The organism is Saccharothrix deserti (genome assembly GCF_009769385.1).
Taxonomy (GTDB): domain Bacteria; phylum Actinomycetota; class Actinomycetes; order Mycobacteriales; family Pseudonocardiaceae; genus Actinosynnema; species Actinosynnema deserti.
Genome location: NZ_VKAB01000045.1, coordinates 19,726 through 40,987, shown reverse-complemented (window position 1 = coordinate 40,987; position 21,262 = coordinate 19,726). Strand labels below are relative to the sequence as shown.

The 21,262-nt window shown below is 70.2% G+C and carries 22 protein-coding genes and 1 pseudogene; 16 read left to right on the top strand and 7 right to left on the bottom strand.

The features are described from left to right. The first annotated feature begins 25 nt into the window (after positions 1-25). The 4 genes from FM051_RS42370 to FM051_RS42355 all read left to right on the top strand — a co-directional run bounded on the left by FM051_RS42370 (position 26) and on the right by FM051_RS42355 (position 4,518). The gene (locus FM051_RS42370; RefSeq protein WP_338019526.1) at positions 26-820 is read left to right on the top strand and encodes an SDR family oxidoreductase; all 795 of its coding nucleotides are present in this window, start codon (positions 26-28) and stop codon (positions 818-820) included. 37 nt (positions 821-857) lie between these two features. Further along, positions 858-2,048, top strand: a complete 1,191-nt coding sequence (locus FM051_RS42365) for an MFS transporter (protein WP_158852745.1) — start codon at positions 858-860, stop codon at positions 2,046-2,048. A gap of 188 nt (positions 2,049-2,236) precedes the next feature. After that, complete coding sequence (locus FM051_RS42360; protein ID WP_238413049.1) at positions 2,237-3,820, top strand: FAD-binding oxidoreductase; 1,584 nt, start codon at positions 2,237-2,239, stop codon at positions 3,818-3,820. Positions 3,821-3,840: 20 nt separating this feature from the next. Then, complete coding sequence (locus FM051_RS42355) at positions 3,841-4,518, top strand: hypothetical protein (RefSeq protein WP_158852743.1); 678 nt, start codon at positions 3,841-3,843, stop codon at positions 4,516-4,518. A gap of 126 nt (positions 4,519-4,644) precedes the next feature. On the opposite strand, the gene FM051_RS42350 is transcribed toward FM051_RS42355, so the two are convergent. Further along, a complete protein-coding gene (locus FM051_RS42350; RefSeq protein WP_158852742.1) occupies positions 4,645-5,529 on the bottom strand; it encodes a helix-turn-helix transcriptional regulator in 885 nt (294 codons plus the stop codon). A 309-nt stretch (positions 5,530-5,838) separates the two neighbouring features. Between FM051_RS42350 and wecB the strand changes: the two genes are divergently transcribed. From wecB to FM051_RS42330, 4 genes are read left to right on the top strand one after another with little or no spacing between them, the layout of a single operon-like run. Beyond that, the gene (gene wecB, locus FM051_RS42345; protein WP_158852741.1) at positions 5,839-7,008 is read left to right on the top strand and encodes a non-hydrolyzing UDP-N-acetylglucosamine 2-epimerase; all 1,170 of its coding nucleotides are present in this window, start codon (positions 5,839-5,841) and stop codon (positions 7,006-7,008) included. Further along, positions 7,008-7,730, top strand: coding sequence for a hypothetical protein (locus tag FM051_RS42340; protein WP_158852740.1), 723 nt, complete (start codon positions 7,008-7,010; stop codon positions 7,728-7,730). Before wecB ends, FM051_RS42340 begins: the two co-directional genes overlap by 1 nt. After that, positions 7,730-8,959, top strand: coding sequence for an FG-GAP repeat domain-containing protein (locus FM051_RS42335; RefSeq protein WP_202919330.1), 1,230 nt, complete (start codon positions 7,730-7,732; stop codon positions 8,957-8,959). Before FM051_RS42340 ends, FM051_RS42335 begins: the two co-directional genes overlap by 1 nt. A 2-nt stretch (positions 8,960-8,961) precedes the next feature. After that, on the top strand, positions 8,962-10,179 hold the full coding sequence (locus FM051_RS42330; RefSeq protein ID WP_158852738.1) for an acyltransferase family protein: 1,218 nt from the start codon (positions 8,962-8,964) through the stop codon (positions 10,177-10,179). A gap of 19 nt (positions 10,180-10,198) precedes the next feature. On the opposite strand, the gene FM051_RS42325 is transcribed toward FM051_RS42330, so the two are convergent. Further along, on the bottom strand, positions 10,199-10,498 hold the full coding sequence (locus tag FM051_RS42325; RefSeq protein ID WP_158852737.1) for a hypothetical protein: 300 nt from the start codon (positions 10,496-10,498) through the stop codon (positions 10,199-10,201). Positions 10,499-10,718: 220 nt separating this feature from the next. Between FM051_RS42325 and FM051_RS42320 the strand changes: the two genes are divergently transcribed. After that, entirely contained in the window at positions 10,719-10,955 is a 237-nt protein-coding gene (locus tag FM051_RS42320) for an RGCVC family protein (protein ID WP_158852736.1), read from the top strand. On the opposite strand, the gene FM051_RS42315 is transcribed toward FM051_RS42320, so the two are convergent. After that, on the bottom strand, positions 10,907-11,428 hold the full coding sequence (locus tag FM051_RS42315; RefSeq protein WP_158852735.1) for an STAS domain-containing protein: 522 nt from the start codon (positions 11,426-11,428) through the stop codon (positions 10,907-10,909). The two genes, FM051_RS42320 and FM051_RS42315, sit on opposite strands and share 49 nt — an antisense overlap. A 304-nt stretch (positions 11,429-11,732) precedes the next feature. Between FM051_RS42315 and FM051_RS42310 the strand changes: the two genes are divergently transcribed. From FM051_RS42310 to FM051_RS42300, 3 genes are all read left to right on the top strand, one after another. After that, positions 11,733-12,344, top strand: a complete 612-nt coding sequence (locus FM051_RS42310) for a DUF5994 family protein (RefSeq protein ID WP_202919329.1) — start codon at positions 11,733-11,735, stop codon at positions 12,342-12,344. Between the two features lie 497 nt (positions 12,345-12,841). Beyond that, a complete protein-coding gene (locus FM051_RS42305; RefSeq protein WP_158852734.1) occupies positions 12,842-13,570 on the top strand; it encodes a GAF and ANTAR domain-containing protein in 729 nt (242 codons plus the stop codon). Between the two features lie 51 nt (positions 13,571-13,621). After that, the gene (locus tag FM051_RS42300) at positions 13,622-14,368 is read left to right on the top strand and encodes a GAF and ANTAR domain-containing protein (RefSeq protein ID WP_158852733.1); all 747 of its coding nucleotides are present in this window, start codon (positions 13,622-13,624) and stop codon (positions 14,366-14,368) included. 126 nt (positions 14,369-14,494) lie between these two features. On the opposite strand, the gene FM051_RS42295 is transcribed toward FM051_RS42300, so the two are convergent. Together FM051_RS42295 and FM051_RS42290 are read right to left on the bottom strand one after the other, a co-directional pair. Beyond that, a complete protein-coding gene (locus FM051_RS42295) occupies positions 14,495-15,235 on the bottom strand; it encodes an AfsR/SARP family transcriptional regulator (protein WP_202919328.1) in 741 nt (246 codons plus the stop codon). A gap of 404 nt (positions 15,236-15,639) precedes the next feature. Continuing rightward, positions 15,640-15,996, bottom strand: coding sequence for a calcium-binding protein (locus FM051_RS42290; RefSeq protein ID WP_158852731.1), 357 nt, complete (start codon positions 15,994-15,996; stop codon positions 15,640-15,642). A 332-nt stretch (positions 15,997-16,328) separates the two neighbouring features. On the opposite strand from FM051_RS42290, the gene FM051_RS52520 reads away from it, so the two are divergent. The 4 genes from FM051_RS52520 (at position 16,329) to FM051_RS52505 (ending at position 18,686) form a co-directional block, all read left to right on the top strand. Next, entirely contained in the window at positions 16,329-16,553 is a 225-nt protein-coding gene (locus tag FM051_RS52520; protein WP_238413048.1) for a hypothetical protein, read from the top strand. A gap of 101 nt (positions 16,554-16,654) precedes the next feature. Beyond that, complete coding sequence (locus FM051_RS52515; protein WP_238413047.1) at positions 16,655-16,948, top strand: hypothetical protein; 294 nt, start codon at positions 16,655-16,657, stop codon at positions 16,946-16,948. Further along, positions 16,909-17,127, top strand: a complete 219-nt coding sequence (locus FM051_RS52510) for a transposase family protein (protein ID WP_162470796.1) — start codon at positions 16,909-16,911, stop codon at positions 17,125-17,127. Before FM051_RS52515 ends, FM051_RS52510 begins: the two co-directional genes overlap by 40 nt. Before the next feature lie 329 nt (positions 17,128-17,456). Continuing rightward, complete coding sequence (locus tag FM051_RS52505; protein WP_158852730.1) at positions 17,457-18,686, top strand: DDE-type integrase/transposase/recombinase; 1,230 nt, start codon at positions 17,457-17,459, stop codon at positions 18,684-18,686. 147 nt (positions 18,687-18,833) lie between these two features. Here FM051_RS52505 and FM051_RS53420 read toward each other — a convergent pair whose 3' ends face one another. Further along, entirely contained in the window at positions 18,834-20,069 is a 1,236-nt protein-coding gene (locus FM051_RS53420; RefSeq protein ID WP_158852729.1) for an amidase domain-containing protein, read from the bottom strand. Between the two features lie 610 nt (positions 20,070-20,679). Beyond that, positions 20,680-21,206, bottom strand: a pseudogene (locus FM051_RS42265) (phosphatidylglycerol lysyltransferase domain-containing protein). Positions 21,207-21,262: the final 56 nt, after the last annotated feature.

Genomic DNA, 21,262 nt, shown 5'->3' with positions numbered 1-21,262 from the left:
AACGGCCGGCGCTCGGTAACGATGAATGCCGTCAGCACCGAATCGGAGGATCACGAAAATGGATCTGCACCTTTCTGGAAAGGTATTCCTCGTCACAGGGGCCTCGGTCGGGATTGGCGCGGCCGTCGTCCGGGTACTTGAAGACGAAGGTGCGACGGCGGTGGGCGTGGCCCGCAAGCCGCAGCGCACGGCCGACATCGCCGCCGACGTCACCGACATCGGGGCGGCCGGCCTGGTCGTCGACGAGGTGCTGCACCGCCACGGCAGGCTGGACGGCCTGGTCAACAACGCGGGCGGGGTGGAGCCGAGGACCGGCTTCCTGGCGGTGACCGACGAGGACTGGCTGTCGTCGTTCGACCTGAACCTGCACTCCGTGGTCCGGTTCAGCCGGGCCGCGCTACCCGCGTTGCTGCGGACCGGCGGTGCGATCGTGCACGTGGCCAGCGAGGCGGCGCGGTTCCCGGATTACCCGTTGGTGGACTACGCGGCCGCCAAGACCGCGGTGCTGTCGGTGTCGAAATCGCTGTCCGCCGAGTTCGCGCCGCGTGGCGTGCGGTCCAACGTGGTCTCGCCCGGTCCCACCAGGACCTGGCTGTGGGACCGGCCCGGCGGCTTCGCGGAGAAGCTGGCCGAGCGGTTCGACCTGCCGGTGGAGGCCGCCGTCGAGCACTTCGTGCGCGATGTCCGCGGCCTGCCGACCGGGCGGCTCGGCACCGCTGACGAGGTCGCCGGGGTCATCGCCTACCTGCTGTCCCCGTCGGCCGCGCAGGTCACCGGGGCCGAGTGGGCCATTGACGGCGGCGCGCTGCGCCAGCTCTGACCTTCGGCCGCCCGCGACTGAAACTGGGGGATATTCCATGTCCGCTGCCCTTGTGGCGTTGGCCATCGGCGCGTTCGGCATCGGGACCACCGAGTTCGTGATCGTGGGCTTGCTGCCCGACGTCGCGACTGATCTCGGGGTGTCCATCCCGGCCGCCGGGATGCTGGTGACCGGCTACGCGCTGAGCGTGGTGATCGGCGCGCCGTTGATGACGGCGGCGGGCTCCCGGCTGCCGCGCAAGACGGTGCTCCTCGCGCTCATGGCGGTCTTCGTGCTCGGCAACGTGCTGTGCGCGGTGGCCGACGACTACGCCCTGCTGATGGTGGGACGGGCGGTGGCCGCGCTGTGCCACGGCGCGTTCTTCGGCATCGGCTCGGTGGTGGCCACCGCGCTGGTCGCACCGGACCGGCAGGCGGGCGCGATCGCGCTGATGTTCACCGGCCTGACCGTGGCCAACGTCCTCGGCGTGCCGATGGGCACGTTCATCGGCCAGGAGTACGGCTGGCGGGCCACGTTCTGGGTGGTCACCGCGCTGGGCGTGGTCGGCCTGGTCGCTCTGGCCACGCTGGTGCCGCGACAACCGCGGCCGGTGGGCGCGCTGCGCGGCGAGCTGGCCGTGTTCGCCCGACCGCTGGTGTGGCTGTCGCTGCTGACCACGACGCTGGGGTTCGCGGGCGTGTTCGCGTCCCTCACCTACCTCGCGCCGATGATGACGGAGGTCGCCGGTTTCACCCCTGGCGCGGTGAGCTGGCTGCTGGTGCTGTTCGGCGTCGGGACCTGCATCGGCACGTTCCTGGGCGGCAAGGCGGCCGACCGCTCGCTGATGCGCACCACGTGCGTGGCCCTCGGCCTGCTTTCGGTGGTCCTGGGGCTGTTCACGTTGACCGCGACGGCACAGCTGCCGGCCGCGGTGACAGTGCTGCTGCTGGGCACCGCCGGGTTCGCCACCGTGCCCGCCCTCCAGATGCGGGTGATGCGGACTGCCGTGGGCGCGCCCGCGCTCGCGTCGGCGGCCAACATCGCCGCGTTCAACCTCGGCAACGCGCTGGGCGCCTGGTTGGGCGGCCTGACCATCGACGCCGGGCTCGGCTATACCGCGCCGAATTGGGTCGGATCGGCACTTGCCGCGTCGGGATTGGCAGCCGCCGTCATTTCCGTGGCGTTCGGCCGTCGCGGATCGGTCCGCCCGGTCGTGTTGACCGGGTCCGCTCAGCGGCTACCTGCATAAATCGTGGAAATTCTTGCGCGCGGACACCCGGATGATGTTTCAGCGCATATCGACACAACTTCTCTTCGTGACACCTTTGCCGTCCCTACTGCCATGAATGGTGGGCCACGTCCATGAAAACGAATACTTCTCGTCGCTCCGTCTTACTCGGGGCGGCCGCCGCACTCGGGGCCGGAGCGGCCGCGACAGTGCCGGGGGCCGCCAACGCGACGCCGGCGGTCGACGGCCGCCCGGCGGGTACGGCCATCGGGCCGGACGACCCCCGTTACCCGGAGCTGATGACCGGCAACAACCAGCGTTACACCGCCCGGCCGGACTACGTGCGGCTGATCACCTCTCCGGCGGACGCCGAGCGCGCCGTGCGCGACGCCGTGGCCCGCGGCAAGCGGGTCTCCCTGCGCGGCGGCGGGCACTGCTTCGCGGACTTCGTCTGCCACCCCGAGACCGAGGTGATCCTCGACGTCTCGCCGATGACCGGGGTCGGCTACGACCCGACCCGGCACGCCTTCGTGGTGGAGGCGGGCGCCCGACTGATGAACGTCTACGAGGCGCTGTTCAAGGGCTGGAACGTCACCATCCCCGGCGGCATCTGCTACAGCGTCGGCGTCGCCGGCCACATCTCCGGCGGCGGCTACGGCCTGCTGTCCCGCGCGCACGGGCTCACCGTCGACCACCTGTACGCGGTCGAGGTCGTCGTGGTCGACCGCGACCGCAAGGTCCGCCGCGTCATCGCCAGCCGCGAACCCGACGACCCGAACCGCGACCTGTGGTGGGCGCACACCGGTGGCGGCGGCGGCAGCTTCGGCCTGATCACCCGGTACTGGTTCCGCTCCCCCGACGCCCGCGGCACGAACCCGTCCGACCAGCTCCTGTCACCCCCGTCGAAGGTGCTGGTCAGCGCCATCGAGTTCGCGTGGGACGAGATGGACCGGACGTCGTTCGCCAAGCTGGTCGGCAACTTCACCTCGTGGCACCTGGCCAACTCCGCGCCGGACTCCCCGTTCGTCAGCCTGAGCAGCCTGTTCAACGTCAGCGCCAAGGCGCACGGTGGGCTCGGCATGTTCACCCAGGTCGACGCGACCGTGCCGAACGCGCGGCGGCTGCTGGCCGACTACCTGGCCGCGATCACCGACGGTGTCGGCGTCACACCGCGCTCGGCGAGCCGGTCGATCGGCGAGATCGGCCCCATGCCCGGCTATGACGTGCCGCGCGAGCTGCCCTGGTTGCAGGCGACCCGGCTGGTGGGCACCAACAACCCGACGATCACCAACCCCACGTCCCGCGGCGCGCACAAGTCGGCGTACATGCTCGGCGAGTTCTCCCCGGAGCAGATCGCCACTCTGTTCGACTACATGACCCGCCCGGACTTCACCAACCCGGACACCATGCTGGTGCTGTTCTCCTCGGGCGGCCGGGTCAACGCGGTGCCCGAGCACGCCACCGCCAACGCCCAACGCTCCTCGACGTTCAAGATGTGCTTCCAGACGTTCTGGGAACGCCCCGAGGAGGACGAGTTCTACCTGACCTGGTTGCGCGGGCTGTACTCGGACTTCTTCGCCGAGACCGGCGGCGTCCCGGTGCCGGACACCCGGGCGGACGGCTGTTACATCAACTACCCGGACAACGACATGGCCGATCCCACGCAGAACCGGTCCGGCGTGTCGTGGCAGCACCTGTACTTCAAGGGCAACTACCCGCGGCTGCGCGAGGTCAAGCGCCGCTACGACCCCACGGACTACTTCCGGCACTCGATGTCCGTCAAGTCGGCGTGAAAGCGGCTGGGGGACACACGATGGACAGCACAACGGACACAATCGGGCTGCTCCCCGAGCGGGAGCAGGCACCCGCCTTCGCCGACCGGGTCGCGACGGCCGAGCGGATCCTCAGGTCACGCCCGCAGTCGTCGGACCGCGGGGTGGCCGCGACCACCGGCCTCGCCTCCGGCACGGTCGCCGCGATCCGGTCCCGCTCCGGCACGCCCGCGGCGGCCAGGGTCGGCCGTGACGGCCGGGTGCGCCCGGTGAGCTGCGCGGACGGCCGTGAGGCGGCCGGACGTTACCTCACCCGGAACCCGACCGCGACGCTGCGCGCGGTGGCCGAGGCCGCGGGCATCTCGGTCAGCACCGCCCGTGACGTCCGGGCCCGGCGGCGGCGGGGGGAGAACCTGGTGCCCGCCAGGAGTAGAACGGGCCGACCGCCCACCCGGGTGACCCGGCCGGCGCACACCCAGGGCGCACGCGCGGTGCTCGCCGTGCTCCGCAACGACCCGTCCCTGCGCGGCGGGCAGATGGGCAGGCAGTTCCTACGGCTGCTGGACGCCCACGCCGCGGTCGAGGACTGGCAGCGACTGGCGGACACCCTGCCCCCGCACTGCGCCGACCTCATGGCGGGGCTGGCCGCCGAGTGCGCCGGGAGCTGGGCACTCCTGGCCGCCCACCTCGATCGCCGCCAACTCGCCGAGCGTGCGTGACGACCCGACGCGACGACCCGGTGGCCACCGTTTTCCGGAGGCCACCGGGTCGTCGCGTCGGGTTGCCGGGGAGTCGAGGCGCGGCCCGAACACAGCGTGACCGGTCGTCCCGGCCGGCGCGGTCGGTCAGTGGTCGCGGTGGGAGCGCTGCACCATCTCGGGGATGGGCACCGTCGCCACGCCGCGGCCGAGCAGGCGCAGTGCCGCCTCGGCCGACGTGCCCGGCTCGGCGCTGTACATGAGAATGCGGTGCGCGGAATCGTCGGGCAGTTGCACAACCTCGAACTGCAATTCGAGGTGGCCGACCTGCGGGTGTGCGAAGTACTTCACGCCGAACGTGCAGTTGAGCACCGGATGACGTGACCAGAGCGCGGCGAACTCCTTGCTCTTGATGCACAACTCGCCGATCAACTCGGCCAGGTGGTGATCGTCCGGATGACGTCCGGCGACCAGCCGCAATGACGCGACCGAACGCTTGGCCTCGTCGCCCCAATTCGGGTACAGCTCACGGGTGTGCGGGTCCAGGAACAGCATCCTGGTCAGATTGGGCCGTTCGGCCGCCGAGCGGGGGCTGTCCACCGCGTAGTGCCCGGCCAGGAGCTGGTGCCCGAGCGCGTTCCAGGCGAGCACGTCGCTGCGACGGTCCATGGCCACCGCGCCCACGCCGTCCATCGCGGCGACGAGCTGCGTCAACCCGGTACGTGCCGACTCGGCGCGCGCCTGCGCGCGACGCCTGCGCCGGGTGGGCCTGGCCACGTCGCGCAGGTGGGCGGTCTCGTCGTCGTCCAGCCGCAGCGCCCGTGCGATGGCGTCGAGCACGTCGTCCGAGGCGTTCTGGCTCTGCCCCTGCTCAAGGCGGGTGTAGTAGGTCACGCTCACGCCGGCCAACTGCGCCAACTCCTCGCGGCGCAGGCCGGGCACCCGCCTGCTGCCGTAGGAGGCCAGACCGACCTCTTCGGGCAGCAGCCGAGCGCGACGGGTGCGCAGGAAGTCGCCCAATTCGGTGTCCATACCCGTCAGTGTCCCGCACAAACGGTCCGCGTGGGGGCGTGAGCCTGACCCTGTCAGTGATACCCAAGGGGAAATTTGTTTCCGCCGGGGTTTTTCCGCCGGGACGGGCACCGGGCAAATGCCGCCGATGTGCGCAACCGGCGAGACTTTTCAGTCGTACATCCATTCCCGACGACTCACCGCCACCCTACTATCGGGTCATCACCGATTCGATTCCCGCGCATCGGAACCAGGTCATTCCAAGGTCGCGAACGAATATCAGCGCACTCGACATCGAATGCCCACGCACGAGACATCGAAAGGGACGCCATGCGGTCAGTAGCCGTAATCCTCGGCACTCGTCCCGAGGCCATCAAGTGTGCTCCGGTCATCCGCGCGTTGCAGGACGACCCGCGCTTCGACCCGGTCGTGGTTTCCACCGGCCAGCACCGCGAGATGCTCGACGAGACCCTGGACGCGTTCGGCATCCGACCGGATGTCGACCTCGGGGTCATGGCTCCGAAGCAGACGCTGTCCCAGGTGACGCACCGCGCGCTCGACGGCCTGTCCACCTACCTGACGAACAAGCGGATCGACGCGGTCATGGTGCACGGCGACACGGCGACCACCCTGGCCGGCGCGCTCGCCGGGTTCCACCACCGGGTGCCGGTCGTGCACATCGAGGCCGGGTTGCGCAGCGGCGACCTGCACTCGCCGTTCCCCGAGGAGGCCAACCGCAGGCTGGTCGCCCAGATCACCGCACTGCACCTGGCGCCGACGCCGGGCAACAGCGCCAACCTCATCCGCGAGGGCGTGCGCGAGTCCTCCGTCGTGGTCACCGGCAACACCGTCATCGACGCGTTGCGCTGGGCGGGCGAGCAGGCGCCGGAACCGCACGATCCCGTCCTGGCCGACCTGGAACGCGACCCGCGCCGGGTGATCCTGGCGTCGGCGCACCGCCGGGAGTCGTGGCGCATGCTGCCGCAGATCGGGCAGGCGCTGCGGGACATAGCGGCACGGCCGGACGTGCGGATCGTGGTGCCCCTGCACCGCAACCCGATCGTGCGCCAAGGGCTGCTGCCGCTGATCAGCGACGTGCCCAACATCACCGTCGTGGACCCGTTGCCCTACCTGGCGTTCTGCCGGCTCATGTGGCGCAGCGACATCATCCTGTCCGACAGCAGCGGCGCCGAGGAGGAAGGGCCCGCGCTGGGCAAGCCGACCCTCGTGCTGCGCGACGTCACCGAGCGACCAGAGGCCGTGGCGGCCGGGATCGCCCGACTCGTCGGCCGTTCCCGCGACCAAATCGTGCGGCACGTCACCGGACTGCTGGACGATCCCACGCAGTACGAGCTGATGGCGTCCACGGCCAATCCCTACGGCGACGGCAACGCCACCGAACGCGTGGTCGGCGCGTTGGCCCACCACTTCGGCGTCGGCCCCGCCGTCATGCCGTTCGTGCCCGGCTGGCGCGTCGAGCCCGAAGCGCTGGTCGCGTGATGGCCGCGCGCACGGACGTCACGCAGACCGTGACCACGCCGGTCGACCTGGCCGAGGGGGTGGTCGACGCCGTCGTGGTGGACCACGCGGTGGACCTGCCGGTCGTGGGCCGGACCATCGTGGTGAACCTCGCCCGGACACCGGCGGTGCTCGGCGGGCCGCCGACGCGACCGCTGCTCCCGTTCTCCTCCACCATCCTGGCCGACGCGACGGTCGAACACGCCGAGCGAGTGATGCTGTTGCGCGTCGGCGACGACGTTTCCGGCATCACCGGTGCACCGCAGTGGTGCCACTTCGCCGACCTGCTGCCCGCGTTCCCCCGCGAGACCGGCCTGTACCGCGGCCCTCGCACGCTCGTCGGCACGACCACGTTCGACCCGGCGGAGGCGCTGGGCGAGGAGCGCGTGGGTGTTCCCGCGGAGTTCGAGGTCTGGGTGAACCTGTGGTTCGCGCCGGAGGGCACCGACTGCTCGATCCACAACCGGCACGACTTCATCGAGATCCACAGCCAGGTCCACGGCTACGGCCGGATGCAGAAGTTCCGCGCCGACGACCACACCACCCTCTACGAGGACCAGCTCATGGGCCCGGGGCACACCCCGCCCGTGCCGTTCTGCCGCACCCGTGCCGACGGCGGCTTCAGCTACCCGTGGCACCAGTACCGCGCCGACACCGACTGCGTCTGGCTCGCCGTCGAATACCACCGAACCGGAGAACGATGATGCCCACCCCACCGGAGTTCACCCCACCGGAGTTCACCCCCGAGGTCGTCGCCGAGCAACTGCGTGACGGCTACTGGCTGGAAGCCGCCGACATCGACGGCGACGGCGTGCCCGACCTGTTCGGCTACGGCCTCCGCCTCGGCGAGATCTACTGGTACCAGGACCGGCCGGGCTGGCCGCGCAAGCTGGCCGTGGACGGCTTCCGGATGCCGGTCGGCGCCGATTTCGCCGACATCAGCGGCAACGGCCTGCCCGACATCGTGGTCTGCCACGAGTTGTACGGCCCGATCGGCACCGTCGTGGACCCGGACCCCGCGGGCGGGAAGATCGACTGGGTGGAGAACCCCGGTGCCGCGGACAAGACCGACGCCCGCTGGCGCAGGCACTACATCGGCCGGGCCACCGGCATGCACCGGCTCCGCGTCGGGCACTTCACCCAGGCCGAGCGGCTGGAGGTCATCGGCGTGCCGATCGTGGCCACCGCCGACGTGCACGCCGTGCTGCCGCTGGTGATGTTCACCCAGCCCGACGACGTGCACGCCGCCGAGGAGTGGCCGATGACCGTCATCGACGACCACTCGTTCCGGATGATCCACGGCGCGGAGAAGAAGAAGGGCCTGGTGCCCGGATCCGATCTGGAGTCGCTGCTGTTGGCCTCCGACGAGGGCGTCACCTGGCTGCACTTCGACGTCGAGCGAGGGTGTTGGCGCACCGAGCTGATCGGCACGGGCGAGCTGACCCAGTTCGCCCGGACCGGGTTCCGCGGCAGCGGCGACCTCGACGCGGGCGGCCTCGGCGGCGACCCCATGGCCTACGTCGCGGCGCTGGAACCGTTCCACGGCAACACCGTCGCCGTCTACGTCAAGGACGACGCGGGCGAGTGGCAGCGGACCCTGCTCGACGTGTTCGGCGACCCCAACGAGAACGGCGAGGGCCCCGGCCACCAGGTCGTGTGCGCCGACTTCGACGGTGACGGCGACGACGAGTTCCTGGTCGCGCTGCGCGGTCCCTGGCCGTGGCAAGGCGTCATGTACTACAAGGCGATCGACGCCGCGCGGGGTATCTGGACCAAGTGGCGGGTCGCCGACGATTCGGTCGCCAGGATCGCCACGGCCGACTTCAACGGCGACGGCAGGCTCGACTTCGCCACCATCGCCTACTCGGTGCAGAACTACTACGTGGCCGAGGACGCCAAGATCATGGTCTACCGCAATGAGATCCCGAGGTAGACGTGTCCTCTTCAGACTTACGTCTCCCGGCTCCAGACACCAGCCGCCCGGCTTCGGGGTTCCGACCGCCGGCGCTGCCGTCGCTGACCAGTCTGCGTTTCCTGGCCGCCCTGCTGGTCTTCGGCTTCCACATCACCCTGTTCAGCTCCCCCATCCCGCCCAATGACCCGATCAACCCCTTCGCCGACGAAGGATTGGCACAAAGCCTGGAGTGGTTCTTCAGCAAGGCGGGCTACCTGGGCGTCTCGTTCTTCTTCGTGCTCAGCGGTTTCGTGCTCACCTGGTCGTCGGTGCCCGGCGAGCCGATGCGCGCGTTCTGGCGACGGCGCGTGTTCAAGATCTTCCCGAACCACCTGGTCATGTTCGGCCTCGCGATGGTCCTGTTCGCCGGCGCGATCACGTCGTGGTCCGGGTGGCTGCCGAACCTGTTCCTGTTGCACTCGTTCTCGCCGGACGGGAGCGTGTACGTCAACGTCAACCCGCCCGCGTGGACGCTGTGCAGCGAGTTGCTGTTCTACCTGCTGTTCCCGCTGATCATCAAGGCGGTCCGACGGATCTCGGCCAACCGCCTGTGGTTCTGGGCGGCGATCATGGTGCTGGGCATGGTGGCCGTGCAGGTCGTCAACCTGACCCTGATCCCGGACACCCCGAAATCGCCGATCACCCCGATCTCCACCACCCAGTTCTGGTTCGGCTACATCTTCCCGCTGCCGAGGCTGTTCGAGTTCGTCCTGGGGATGATCCTGGCCCGTGCCGTGCTGGCGGGCCGTGTGCCCCGGATCGGCCTCCTGCCTGCCGCCCTCTCGGTACCCGTCGGCTACGCCGTGGCCCTGATGGTGCCGTTCGTGTTCGGTTTCGTGGTGGCCACGATCATCCCGGTGTCCCTGGTGATCCTGGCCTGGGCGACGGCGGACGCGGAGGGCAGGCCCAGCGGTCTGCGCGGTCGGTGGGCGGTGTGGCTGGGCGAGATATCGTTCGGCTTCTACCTGAGCCAAGGCGTAGTGATCTTCTATGGCCGCACCCTCCTCCCCCAGGGCCCTTTCGCCACCCCGACCGCAGTGGCGGTGACCGCGCTGCTGTTCATCGCCACCATGCTGGCGGGCTGGGCCCTGTTCGCCCTGGTGGAACGCCCGATGATGCGCCGCTGGGCCCGACCGCGCAAAAAGCCCGCCCTGCGCTCCACCACACCGGCTTCCCCGGTCAAGGAGCCCACCTCCTGACCACGTTCCCGTGGTCGCATCACCTGGCGAGGAAGAGGGGTTCACCGTTCCGGTGAACGCCTCTTCGCCGTTCGATCACCAGCGTGCCCTCACCGCCCGACCTCACCGCGGCCCTCCTGGCGCCGCGACGGGTACGGAGGCCATGGGCCGAGGGCGGGCAGCGGCCGGGGTCGCCGGTGTCGCCGGTGTCGAAGCACGCCCAGTCGGCCAGGTTGTGCAGGTCCGCCACCGCTGTGCGGAGCGAGTCGCCGATCCGAGCGGTCACGGGGAGGCTCAACAGCGCGAGGGCCATCGGTAACCGCGCCACGGCCTCGTGCACGCAACTGCCTCCGCCGTGTCGGTAGTCCGCCGAGATCCGGAGCGAACTCGCGTGCTCTGACGACAATCCCACGAAACGACGAACCCGTTCGGGCGTCTCTTCCGGGGTCGACGTGGTTGTTCGTTCCCGGACAACGGCGAGATGTCCGGCGTACCCTCGGCAGAGTCGCCCCAGTCCCCGGCGAAGCCGACCAGAGCCGACCACGCAGAGGGACAGGCCGATGCCAACGACCGACGTACTGATGAATAACCTCACCCACGACACCACGGGCCAGGACGGGACGTCCTGCCCCGTGTGCCCTCATCCGGCGAACGCGCACGACCCGATCGCCCGGCGGTTCTGCTCCGCGACCGAGGCGGGAGCGCTGTCCCGGGGCTGCCTGTGCTCGGGCGAGTCGAGCGGCGCGACCTACGGCAAGTCGAGCAACGGGGACATCAGCGACCGGGCCGGTCGCTGATGTCCCCGACGCCCGTGCTCCACGGCGGACCGTGAGGATCCCTGATCGGGAACCCCGCCCCGCACTGGCACGCCGGCGACGTCCGGGTACACGTCGAACGCGAGGTCGAGTCCGGTGACGGTCAGCGGCAGCAGGACCGGGCGGGTGCGGGCGACGACGCAGAACCCCACCCCGGCCGCGTCGGCCGCGGCCTGGACCTCCACCAGGACGCTGAGACCGGCCGCGCCGAAGAAGCGCACCTCACCGAGGTCGACGACCAGGTCCGGGCCGGCGAGGTGGACCTGCGCCAGGACGCGGTCGCGCAACTGGGGGGCGGTCCACAGGTCCACCTCGCCGGACACCGCGCACACCAGGGTGAAGGACGACAGCCGCCGTACCGCGACGGTGAGCAGTCCGGCAAGTGGGGGGACGGACGACAGGCGGACGACGTCGGACAACGGTGGTCGAGCCGAATTTCGGACGAGGGCACTCATGAGGGTCCTCTCACCTGAACGTGGCGTCCGCGAGGTCCGGGCGGAAGAATTGAGGTGTTGAGCATACCGTCAGGCGAGATCGCCGTACAGAGCCATTTCAAACCATCTCGGTCAAATTTCTGAAAAACTTCCGGCTCTACGGTCCGACAGCCACCGAAAATCTGTCGAAAATTGTTGTCGACGGTTTTTCTGCGTAATGTGGGACGTACCGAGGGCACATCGAGCGCCGACGTCAGAGTCGGCGCCGCCTTGGGCGCACTACGAAGTCGTCCGGCCGGATTCGGCCGGAGGCGGGAGCGCCGAGATGATCTCGAACCAGCCCGGTCCCACCACCGACCCGACGACGGGGCGCGAATGCCGGTGGACGATGAAACCGCACACCGGAGCACAGGGCCTCGTCGACGGCGGCTGGTGGCCGTGGACCGCCGACCCCGCGACCGAATTCCCGCCGTTGATCACCGCCATGGCCGCGCTGGGAATGCCGGTGCTGCGGGTGTCCTACAACCTCGATACCTGGGATCCCAGCGGGCGCCGCCTCACCGTGCGCGACACGGTGGTGCGCTTGGAAGGCTTCCACACCACACAACCCCACACGGTCACCATGATCGGATCGGACCGCGTCCGGACCCGGCTGCTGGTGGTCCCGCCGGCCACACCGGGCGGCGCCGCGCGAGCCGCGTTGCGCGCCGCGGCCGCCGACATCGACTCGGCTGCCACCGCCGAGGACATCCTGAGGTGGAACAACGTCCCCCTCCCCGGCGCGCGGGCCGGCACCACCGCCCAGCCCGGATGGCGGACGGTCGACACCGAGCCGAGCGAACGCCGGGAATCCGACGGCGGCACGCTCGACCTGCGGGCGGCGCTGCGCAGGCCACGACGGGAAGCGCTCCCCACCGAAGACAGGGCCGCGTCGTGACGACCTCCACCCCGGCCGGACCTGTCGGTCGCGCCCCTGCCCGCGGTCGCACCCGTTCCACCGACCGACGTCGTGGCCCACGGCCGGCTGTGGCGCAGACGTGTCCGGGTCAACGTGAGCCACCGCCGGCGGTCGCGTTCCGCCGATCGCTGACCCCGCCCCCTGAACGTCCACAGCGGACGCCCAGGGGGCGGGGTCGTCGGTCGGAGCCGAGGCGAGCGCGACCACGCGCATCCCGACATCCAGGGCAAGCGCCCGCGTGTCCACGCCGAGCGCCACCGCTCGGACAGCCACCCGGGCGACACTCGCGCCGGGAATCGGGTGGCCGTCCGGCTGCGCGAGGTCCGGAGAGCGTGCAGTCGGGTGACGGTGCCGGCGGCCGGCGCGTGCCGGTCCGGCTTCGCGATTCCGGCTGCGTACAGTCAGGCAATCGCAATTCCACGCTATGGGACAGACGCGAGTCGTGCTGCGTGGCCCGATGACTGGGAGGTCTCCGGATGGCCCGGTACACCACCAGTCGGTTGGCGCAGGTGAGCCGCTGGATCGCGGAGGAGGCCGTCGAACTGGGCGTGCCCGTATCGGTCGACGCACTCTGCCGGACCGCCGTGGCGCGGTTAGGTGTGAGCGGCGCCGTGCTGACGGTGGACACCTCCGGCTGGCCGGAGGTCGGATGCGCCACGGACGCGCTGGGCGAACGGCTGGCCGAGTTGCAGGTGACGGTGGGGGAAGGCCCGGCCGTGGACGTCTGGCGTGGAGGCGGCCCGGCGCTCGTGGCCGATCTCGACGCCCCGTCCAGCCAGGCCCGGTGGCCGATGTTCGCGCCACTGGCCGTCGAGGTCGGGGCGGCTTCGCTGTTCGCGCTGCCGTTGTGCGTCGGCGCGATCCGGGTCGGGGTGCTGTCGCTGTACCGGGTCGAGGCGGGTCACCTCGACGTTGCGACGCTGACCGACTCGTTGGCGTTCGCGGAACTGGCCCTGCGGCTGCTGCTGGACGAGCAGGCCGGCCTGAACAAGGCGGGCGGCGTCGCCGAGGACGTCCTCCCGCTGCACAACCCGCAGGTGCACCAGGCCACCGGGATGGTCGCGGCGCAACTGGACGTGGGTATGGCCGACGCGTTCGCCCACCTGCGAGCGCGGTCGTTCGCCGAGCAAACGCCGCTGAGCGACCTGGCGGCCGACGTGGTGGCCCGCCGGCGGCGATTCGATCGTGACGGGGAACTACCGTGACAACGGGTGGGACACGACCGCACTCTGAACACACCAGTGGAGGTGGCTGCGATGGACGGTGAACGTCTCGTCGAAACGTTCGTCGAGTTGGCCGACACCCTGGTCGACGACTTCGACGTCATCGACTTCCTGCACATGCTCGTGGACAGGTGCGTCGAACTGCTCGACGTGGACGCGGCGGGACTGCTGCTGGTCGACCACCAGGGCAGGTTGCAATTGATCGCGACGTCCAACGAGCAGGCCCGGCTGCTGGAACTCTTCCAGCTCCAGAACGACGAGGGACCTTGCCTGGACGCGTTCGCCGCCGGCACCAGGGTCAGCCACCCCGACCTGGCCAACGCGGGCGAGCGGTGGCCGCGGTTCACCGCGGCGGCCACCGAGGCCGGGTTCGCCGCCGTGGACGCGGTGCCCATGCGCCTGCGCAGCGAGGTGATCGGCGCGCTCAACCTGTTCCGCAACGAGTCCGGGGTGCTGGACGCGACCGCGTTGCGGACCGCCACGGCGTTGGTCGATGTCGCCACCATCGGCCTGCTGCAACAACGTTCGATCCACCACCACCAGGTGCTGACCGAGCAGCTCCAAGCCGCGCTGAACAGCCGGGTGATCGTCGAACAGGCCAAGGGGCTGGTCGCCGAGCGTCTCCAGGTCGACATGGACACCGCCTTCGCCGCGCTGCGCGGCTACGCCCGCGGGCACAACCTCAAGCTGAGCCGCGTCGCCCACGAGGTCATCGCGGGCAACATCAACACCGCGGAACTGCTCAACGCACCCACCAGGACCACACCACTTCGACGCTGACCCGGGCGCCGACCTGCCCAGCGAGGGGGGAACACTGCTCTCGACGATCGGCAGCCGACCGCAGGGACGCGGGCCGGGGACCGTCGGGCTGACCACCGCACGGCGGGCGGCGGCAAGCCCAGCCGGTCATCCGCGTGGCGGCCTCGCGTGGCCCCCTACCAGCTCTCGGAGTTCCGGGGTGGGCGTCAGGCCCAAGTCCACGTGGAGGAGGCGGCTGAACCGGTCGAACGCGTGCACCGCCTCGGACTGGTTGCCCTCGGCCAAGTGGACGCGGATGAGGGCGGTCTGAGCGCTCTCCCGCAGCGGGTCGGCTCGGACGACCACACCCGCTGCCGCCGTGGCATCGCCGAAACGCCGTGCCGCGACCAGGCCGTCCACCACTGCCTCCAGCGCGTGAAGCCGGAGTTGGCGCCAGTCCTCGGCCTCGAAGACGACCCAGTCGTCGTACCAGAGTGGCAGCAACTCCGACGACAGGGTTGCGACCGCCTCCACGCTCAAGTCCACCGCGGCGTGCGGACCGGCTTCCAGCAGTCGGTGGGCGAGTGCCTGGGCGTCGCGCAGGTCGACCGAGACACCGGGTGCGAGTTCCAGGCTGGACGGGGTGACCAGCAGCGTGTCCCGGCAGGCGCGATTCATGCGGATCAACGTCGACCTCAGGGCCGCGTAGGCGTGGCCCTCGGTCGCGTCCGCCCACAGGGAGCCCGCCACCAGCAGCCGTCCCACCGCCCGGTGGCGCATCGCCATGAACGCCAGCAGGCGCTCCGCTCCTCCGGAGACGGGAATGGCGTCGGCTCCCCCGGTGAGCCGGAACCCGTCGAGGAGCGCGACGCGCAAACCCGCTTGGTGGATGTGAGGCACCAAGCGCACGTTCGGCACCGCGAGTGGTGTCATGAGTCCGGTGTCGGCGTCGTTTCGAGAAAATCCGGAAGAATGATCACGGAAAGCCTTTCGGCTTCGTCCTGCACGTTTGCGCGGGCCTGCGCATTCGCTGCCGAAGTCGGAGCCGGCTGCGACTGAACCGTCGGCTGACCTCCTGTTGGTCACGCTACCAGCGCGGGCATGGCGAATGGCCCAGCTCGCAAAGGCTTTCCTACCACTCGAATCCGCCACGTGTGAGTCCGGGTGCGCCGCCGCTCAAACCACCCGTTCAGGGGTTGGGTCCGCTCCGGAATCCGGACGGCACCCGACGCGCGGAGCGACCCGGTCCCCTTCCAGGGCCGGGTCGTCGTTCGGTCGCCGTGTCGGCCGCGGCATCTCGGCAGTGCCGGGTTCTACGACTCGCAGCTGGTGCGGAGGTCCGGGGGCACGCCGACGGGTCCGCACGAGTCTGTGTTGTCGCCGCCGTTGAGGGTGTCCTCGGCGTCGTCGGTGCCGGGGCCCCTGAGCGTGTCGTTGCCCGCGGAACCGTTCAGCGTGTCGATTCCGAGATCACCGTTGAGGGTGTCGTTGCCCACCTTGCCGGTGAGCGTGTCGTTGCCGTCGCCGCCGTAGATCGTGTCGATGTACGCCGTGCCGGTGATGGTGTCGTTGCCCCCGTTGCCGTGGATGGTCTTGCCGGGTTCGGCGCTGGTGCAGTCGATCGTGTCGTTCCCGCCGGACCCGAACACGGCGGTGTCCGTCTGCGTCACGTTGGGGCCGATGGTGCACGGGACCGCCGCTGAGGCGCTACCTGCGCCTGCGAAACCGCCCATGACCATGATTCCTGCGGCCAGGATCGGGTAAAGCTGTCGACTTCGCACTTTGTCCTCCGCTCGTCTCCGGAAATTCGGATGACCACATCGTGTTCCGCGAGGCGTTACCGGCGCGTGACGCCACGTGGACGTCGACAGGACCACAGTGCAACCGCGTCTGGGGGGCGCCGTCCGGCACGAAGGCACCCTGTGGGGTGTCAATACTCTGCACCGGGCTGCCGGCCTGCGGTGATCGTGCACCATCGACCACAGGGGCATGATCGTGAGACGTGGCGTTGCGACTGCTGTACCTGATCTTCGTCCGGCTCGTCGGCTGGTTGGTTCTGCTCGGCCGGTCCTCCGCAGCGAAGGACGCCGAGCTGCTGGTGCTGCGGCACGAGGTCGCCGTGCTGCGCCGCGCCAGTCCCCGTCCGCGGCCGGACTGGGCGGATCGCGCCGTGCTCGCCGTGATGGTGCGCCGACTCCCCCGGCTGCTGCGTGGGCGCGGTTGGTGACACCGGGCACCATCCTGCGACGGCACCGGCGCCTGGTCGCGAGGAAGTGAACCCACCCGAACCGGACCGGGCGCCCGCCGCTCGACCACACCGTCGTGGCGTTGATCGAGCGCATGGCCCGGGAGAACACCGGCTGGGGCTACCGCCGGATCCAGGGCGAACTGCTCAAGCTGGGCCACCGGGTAGCCGCGTCGACCGTCCGCCGCGTGCTCAAGCGCCTGCGGATACCACCCGCACCCGGGCGCGACACCGACATGTCATGGCGGCGGTTCCTGCGCGCCCATGCCGCCGGCATGCTGGCCTGCGACTTCTTCCACACGGACCCTGGACCACCCAACAAGCCCGCAACCTGCTCGTGGACCTCGACGACCGGACCGACGACTTCCGATTCCTGATCCGCGACCGGGCCGGCCAGTTCACCACCTCGTTCGACACCGTCCTCGCCGACACCGGCATCGAAGTCGTGAAGATCCCACCACGCTGCCCGCGAGCCAACTGCCACGCCGAACGATTCGTCGGCACCGCCAGACGCGAGGCCACCGACCGACTGCTCATCATCACGAACACCACCTGAAGTCAGTGCTCGACCGCTACGTCTCCCACTACAACCACCGCCGACCCCACCGAGCCCGACAACTCACGCCACCACGACCGGACCAACCGATCCCCCAACCGAGCCGCACCTCGGTACGCCGACAACCCGTCCTCAGCGGCCTGATCAACGAGTACGAACCCGCGGCGGCCTGAAGCGCAGCTCAGAACCGTGTGACCGACTTTTAGAACCCCACAATCGCCCGAGCAGATCGAGTTGGAGAAACTCCGTCGGCAGAACGAGAAGCTGACCTCCGACCTGACGAAGACCCGGATGGCGCTGGACATCATGGGAAAAGCGCACGCGCTCTTGTGGGAAGTTTCCGGGAGCACGGACGACGACAGGCCGCCGAGCTCGTCCTGACGACCGCGTTCGCCGAACTGCACGACGCGGACGTCTCGGTGACGAAGTCGTGCGCGTTGACGGGGATGTCCCGCGCGACCCATTACCGGCACCGCGGGCCCAGAGGGCCGGTGCACGGCCCGTGGCCGCCCCGCAGCCCACCGCCGCACGCCTTGGACGCAGCCGAACGCGACCGGGTGCTGCAGGTGTTGACCAGCCCGGCCTACCGGGACCTGGCGATCCCGCAGGTGTGGGCGCGTGAACTGGACGAAGGCCGCTACTGGTGCTCGGTGTCCACGATGTACCGGATCGCCCGCACGGCCGGGCAGGTCCGGGAACGCCGCCGCCTGGCCACCCACCCGGCGCGTGTCCGCCCCGAACTCCTGGCCCGAGGCCCGAACCAGGTGTGGTCGTGGGACATCACCGCGCTGAGAGGACCGGTGAAGGGAGTCTGGTACAGGTGCTACGTCGTCCTGGACATCTTCTCCCGCTACGTCACCGGATGGCTGGTCGCCGCCGCGGAGGACGCGGTCGTGGCCAAGGACTTCCTCGCCGACGCCATCGCCCGCAACGGCACCGGGCCGCACACGATCCACGCCGACAGGGGCGGTGCCATGGTGTCCAAACCGGTATCGGAACTCCTGGTCGACCTCGGTGTCCTCCGGTCCCACTCCCGTCCCCGCGTCTCGAACGACAACCCCTACTCCGAAGCCCGGTTCAAGACGATCAAGTACATGCCCGACTTCCCCGACCGGTTCGGATCCCTGGCAGACGCCCGCGCGTTCTACGAGGAATTCTTCCTCGCCTACAAACACGGTCCGCCCACCCCGTCTCGGACAAGGCGTGGTGGTGCGCGAGCAGGCGCCGGCGGGCACGGCGGCGATGCACCGCGACCTCGGCAGGTGGTGCGGGTTGGGCTACCACGCGACGCCGACGTCGAGCCAGACAGCCGAGGGCAGCGGTACTGCGATCGGCCGGCCTCGGTGCCGACGGACGAGCTCGACCGGCCGCGCGGCACGCCCTCAGGGCTCGCCGAAGTCGTCCAGCACCGAGCGCAGGCGGCGTGCGCCCTCCGCGTCCGCGGCGGTTACGGCGGTGGACGAGAACGCCAGGGCCCGGCCCAGTTCGGCGGTCTGGTCGACGGTACGGGCCAGGCGCGGCTCCCAGGCGGCACGACAGGCGGCGAGCGACGCCGATGACGCCCAGCCCGGGTTGCCACGGGCCGCGGCGCCGGCGGCCTCGAACAGGGTCGCGATCCGCTGCTTGGCCTCCTCGGCCATGGTGATCAGGTCGTCCCCGGCCGCACCCACCTCGGCCGGCCGCATGTTCACCTCCACGGTCCCCACCTACCAGGTCTGCCGCGGCCGCACGACCACCACGCGCTGGTCGCCCTCGACCAGTTCGTTGGTCGGCAGCCTGCCGTCCAGGCTCGCGTTGAGCCGCGAGGCGGTGTGCTGGGTGTAGTGGACGTTCCCGTCGGGCGTCACCGATGTCACCACCGCCGCGTGGTGGACCCGGCCCGGTTCGATCGGCCCGTTCGGCCCGGCCTGCTCCCAGTAGATGACGTCACCCGGTTGCGCCTGCGTGAGCGGCACCTCCCGGCCGCCGTGCTCGAGGAAGAAGTCGCGCTGCGCGTTGGACAGGGTCCAGGTCGGGCTGTGGCTGAAGTTCCGCGCGTCGAACCAGTCCCACCCCGTCTGCAGGCCCTGGAACCACCTGCCGGGGTCGCCGGTGCGGGTCAACGGGTCGGGGTGCTGGTCGAGCCCGGCATGGGCCAGCGCGTGGGAGACGAAGTTCGCGCAGTTGTTGTCGAAGATGTCGATGTCGGTGTTGAAGGCGTTCTGCTGGGCCCAGCGGACCATCTCCACGCGGTTGTAGCCGTCGGAGCCCTCCAGCCGCCTCTTCACGTCCTCGGGGATGCCGTTGAGGTCGTACAGCTCGACGGGGACCGCGCGCTCGAACTCGGTGCGCTGCTCCGGGGTGAGCGCGCCCCACCACCGGGCGACCACCGCGGGGTCCTGCCCGATCGGCAACGCCTCCCGCATCAGCTGCAACTGCGCCTCCGACGCGCGCTGCTGGATGTCGTCGACCGCGGTGTCGCGGTCCTCGTTCGCCACCGCCGCCGCGAGCCGGTCCAACTCCGCCGCGGCCTGCCTATCGACCAGGTCGGCCGACCGGACGGCCTCCCCGATCAGGGCAACCACCTGCTCCGCCACCCCTGGGGGCGCCTCGCCGGTGACACTCCCGTCCGCCCCCACTACCAGGCCGTTCCGCCGGCCGTAGTCGACGGCCGAGAGCAGCGACTGTTGCAGGCTCCCGATCGACTCCGCCATCCCCACGAGAATGAAGACCACCCCGCGCATCGTGGCCGCGCTGGTCGAGTACGAACCGGCCAGCACGTCCATCCGCCGCCCGGCGAACTCGCCGACCTGGTCGGTCCAGTTGGGCACGACCCGCTGCCGCCCCCGCTGGTAGACGTCCTCTGCGGCCTCCTCGGCCTCTCGGGCCAAGGCCAGCCACCCCTCCGCGGCCGTCGACCACTCTGCGGGTTTGGCGGCCATCAACTCGGCGAACCCGACCACGACGCCTCCTCTCCGGACTCGAGGGCCGACGTTAGGTGTCCCGGTCCGGTCACGCGCGTCCTCGGCCGGAACCTGCCAACTGCGGCGGCCCTGTCCGCCTTCAGGACGGGACGTCAGCGGACGGGCGGCCCCCCGCTGTTGCGGAGCTGGACCTCCAGCAGCCGCCTGGTCCTGGCGAGCACGTCCCGGTTCTGGTCGATGAAGTGCTGCTGATACGCGGTGTGCATGATCAGGGGGCGTCGACAGGTCGACGCGGGCCCGGCAGCGCTCGTCGACGGTGGCTGGAGATGGAACCCAACACCAACCGAGGCAGGCAGGCTGACCGGCTCGGTCGGCGCGGACGTGTCCGCGTGAGCCTGAGCAGCGAACCGGATTTCCTCGTCGACGGGTTGGTGTTCTGCGACCAACCCTCGGCACGCGCTCTCGTTCACGCCGGTCCGGTGCGTCCGGCGGGCCCCGGGCGGATCGGTGCCGTCGTGCCGGCGACGCTGACCGACGGCACTCGGGGACACGGACGGGAGCATGCGCGGCTCCGGCGCGTGAGTTCGCGGTCATCGCGCGGGAGTCTGGCTCGTCAGTGGCCGAAGTCCGCTGACAGCAGCCACACCGGTCACGAGCGAATGATCATCTTGGCTGGGAGGCGGACGCCTTGTCGCACGTTGACGTGTGGCAGGTACGCGCGGCTGACCGCGTTCGCGATGCGTGGCAGTGCCGCCGAGTCGGGGTAGGCCATGAACATCGGCCGGTAGATCGGCTGGAACTTCGCCTTGAACGCCAACAGCGAGCGGAAACCGCACACCGGCTCCAGCACCTGCCCGGTGAGGTCGAGCACCCGTTGCAGCGCGCGAGGGCGATCGCCGCGGTCCAGCCGGGCGAGCGGCGCGCCGGACAGGCTCACGAACCGCGCCCCTCGGTCTTCAGCTCCAAGGCCGCCGAGGCGACCAGGAACTCCATCGTGCCGCGGAAACTGTTGGCGTGCCGGCGCATGAAGTCGAGCGTGTACCCGACGACCTCGCCGTCGGCATACACCGGCAGCCAGCTGGTGATGCCGTGTACGGTGCGGTCGCCGTCGACCGCGAGCAGGCAGCGCACGCCGCCGCCGGTGAGCTCCTCGAGGCCGCCGAGGGTGAAGCCCATCTCGGGCAAGCCTCCGCCGATCCATGTGACCCGACTCCGCACAACCAGAGGAGGAT

Excerpts from the sequence above, each read along its gene's own strand:
- FM051_RS42370 (WP_338019526.1), top strand. The coding sequence starts at position 26 with ATGCCGTCAGCACCGAATCGGAGGATCACGAAAATGGATCTGCACCTT.
- FM051_RS42310 (WP_202919329.1), top strand. The coding sequence starts at position 11,733 with ATGATCTCGAACCAGCCCGGTCCCACCACCGACCCGACGACGGGGCGC.
- FM051_RS42305 (WP_158852734.1), top strand. The coding sequence starts at position 12,842 with ATGGCCCGGTACACCACCAGTCGGTTGGCGCAGGTGAGCCGCTGGATC.
- wecB (WP_158852741.1), top strand. The coding sequence starts at position 5,839 with ATGCGGTCAGTAGCCGTAATCCTCGGCACTCGTCCCGAGGCCATCAAG.
- FM051_RS42355 (WP_158852743.1), top strand. The coding sequence starts at position 3,841 with ATGGACAGCACAACGGACACAATCGGGCTGCTCCCCGAGCGGGAGCAG.
- FM051_RS42350 (WP_158852742.1), bottom strand. The coding sequence starts at position 5,529 with ATGGACACCGAATTGGGCGACTTCCTGCGCACCCGTCGCGCTCGGCTG.
- FM051_RS42365 (WP_158852745.1), top strand. The coding sequence starts at position 858 with ATGTCCGCTGCCCTTGTGGCGTTGGCCATCGGCGCGTTCGGCATCGGG.
- FM051_RS42320 (WP_158852736.1), top strand. The coding sequence starts at position 10,719 with ATGCCAACGACCGACGTACTGATGAATAACCTCACCCACGACACCACG.
- FM051_RS42315 (WP_158852735.1), bottom strand. The coding sequence starts at position 11,428 with ATGAGTGCCCTCGTCCGAAATTCGGCTCGACCACCGTTGTCCGACGTC.
- FM051_RS42300 (WP_158852733.1), top strand. The coding sequence starts at position 13,622 with ATGGACGGTGAACGTCTCGTCGAAACGTTCGTCGAGTTGGCCGACACC.
- FM051_RS42340 (WP_158852740.1), top strand. The coding sequence starts at position 7,008 with ATGGCCGCGCGCACGGACGTCACGCAGACCGTGACCACGCCGGTCGAC.
- FM051_RS42335 (WP_202919330.1), top strand. The coding sequence starts at position 7,730 with ATGCCCACCCCACCGGAGTTCACCCCACCGGAGTTCACCCCCGAGGTC.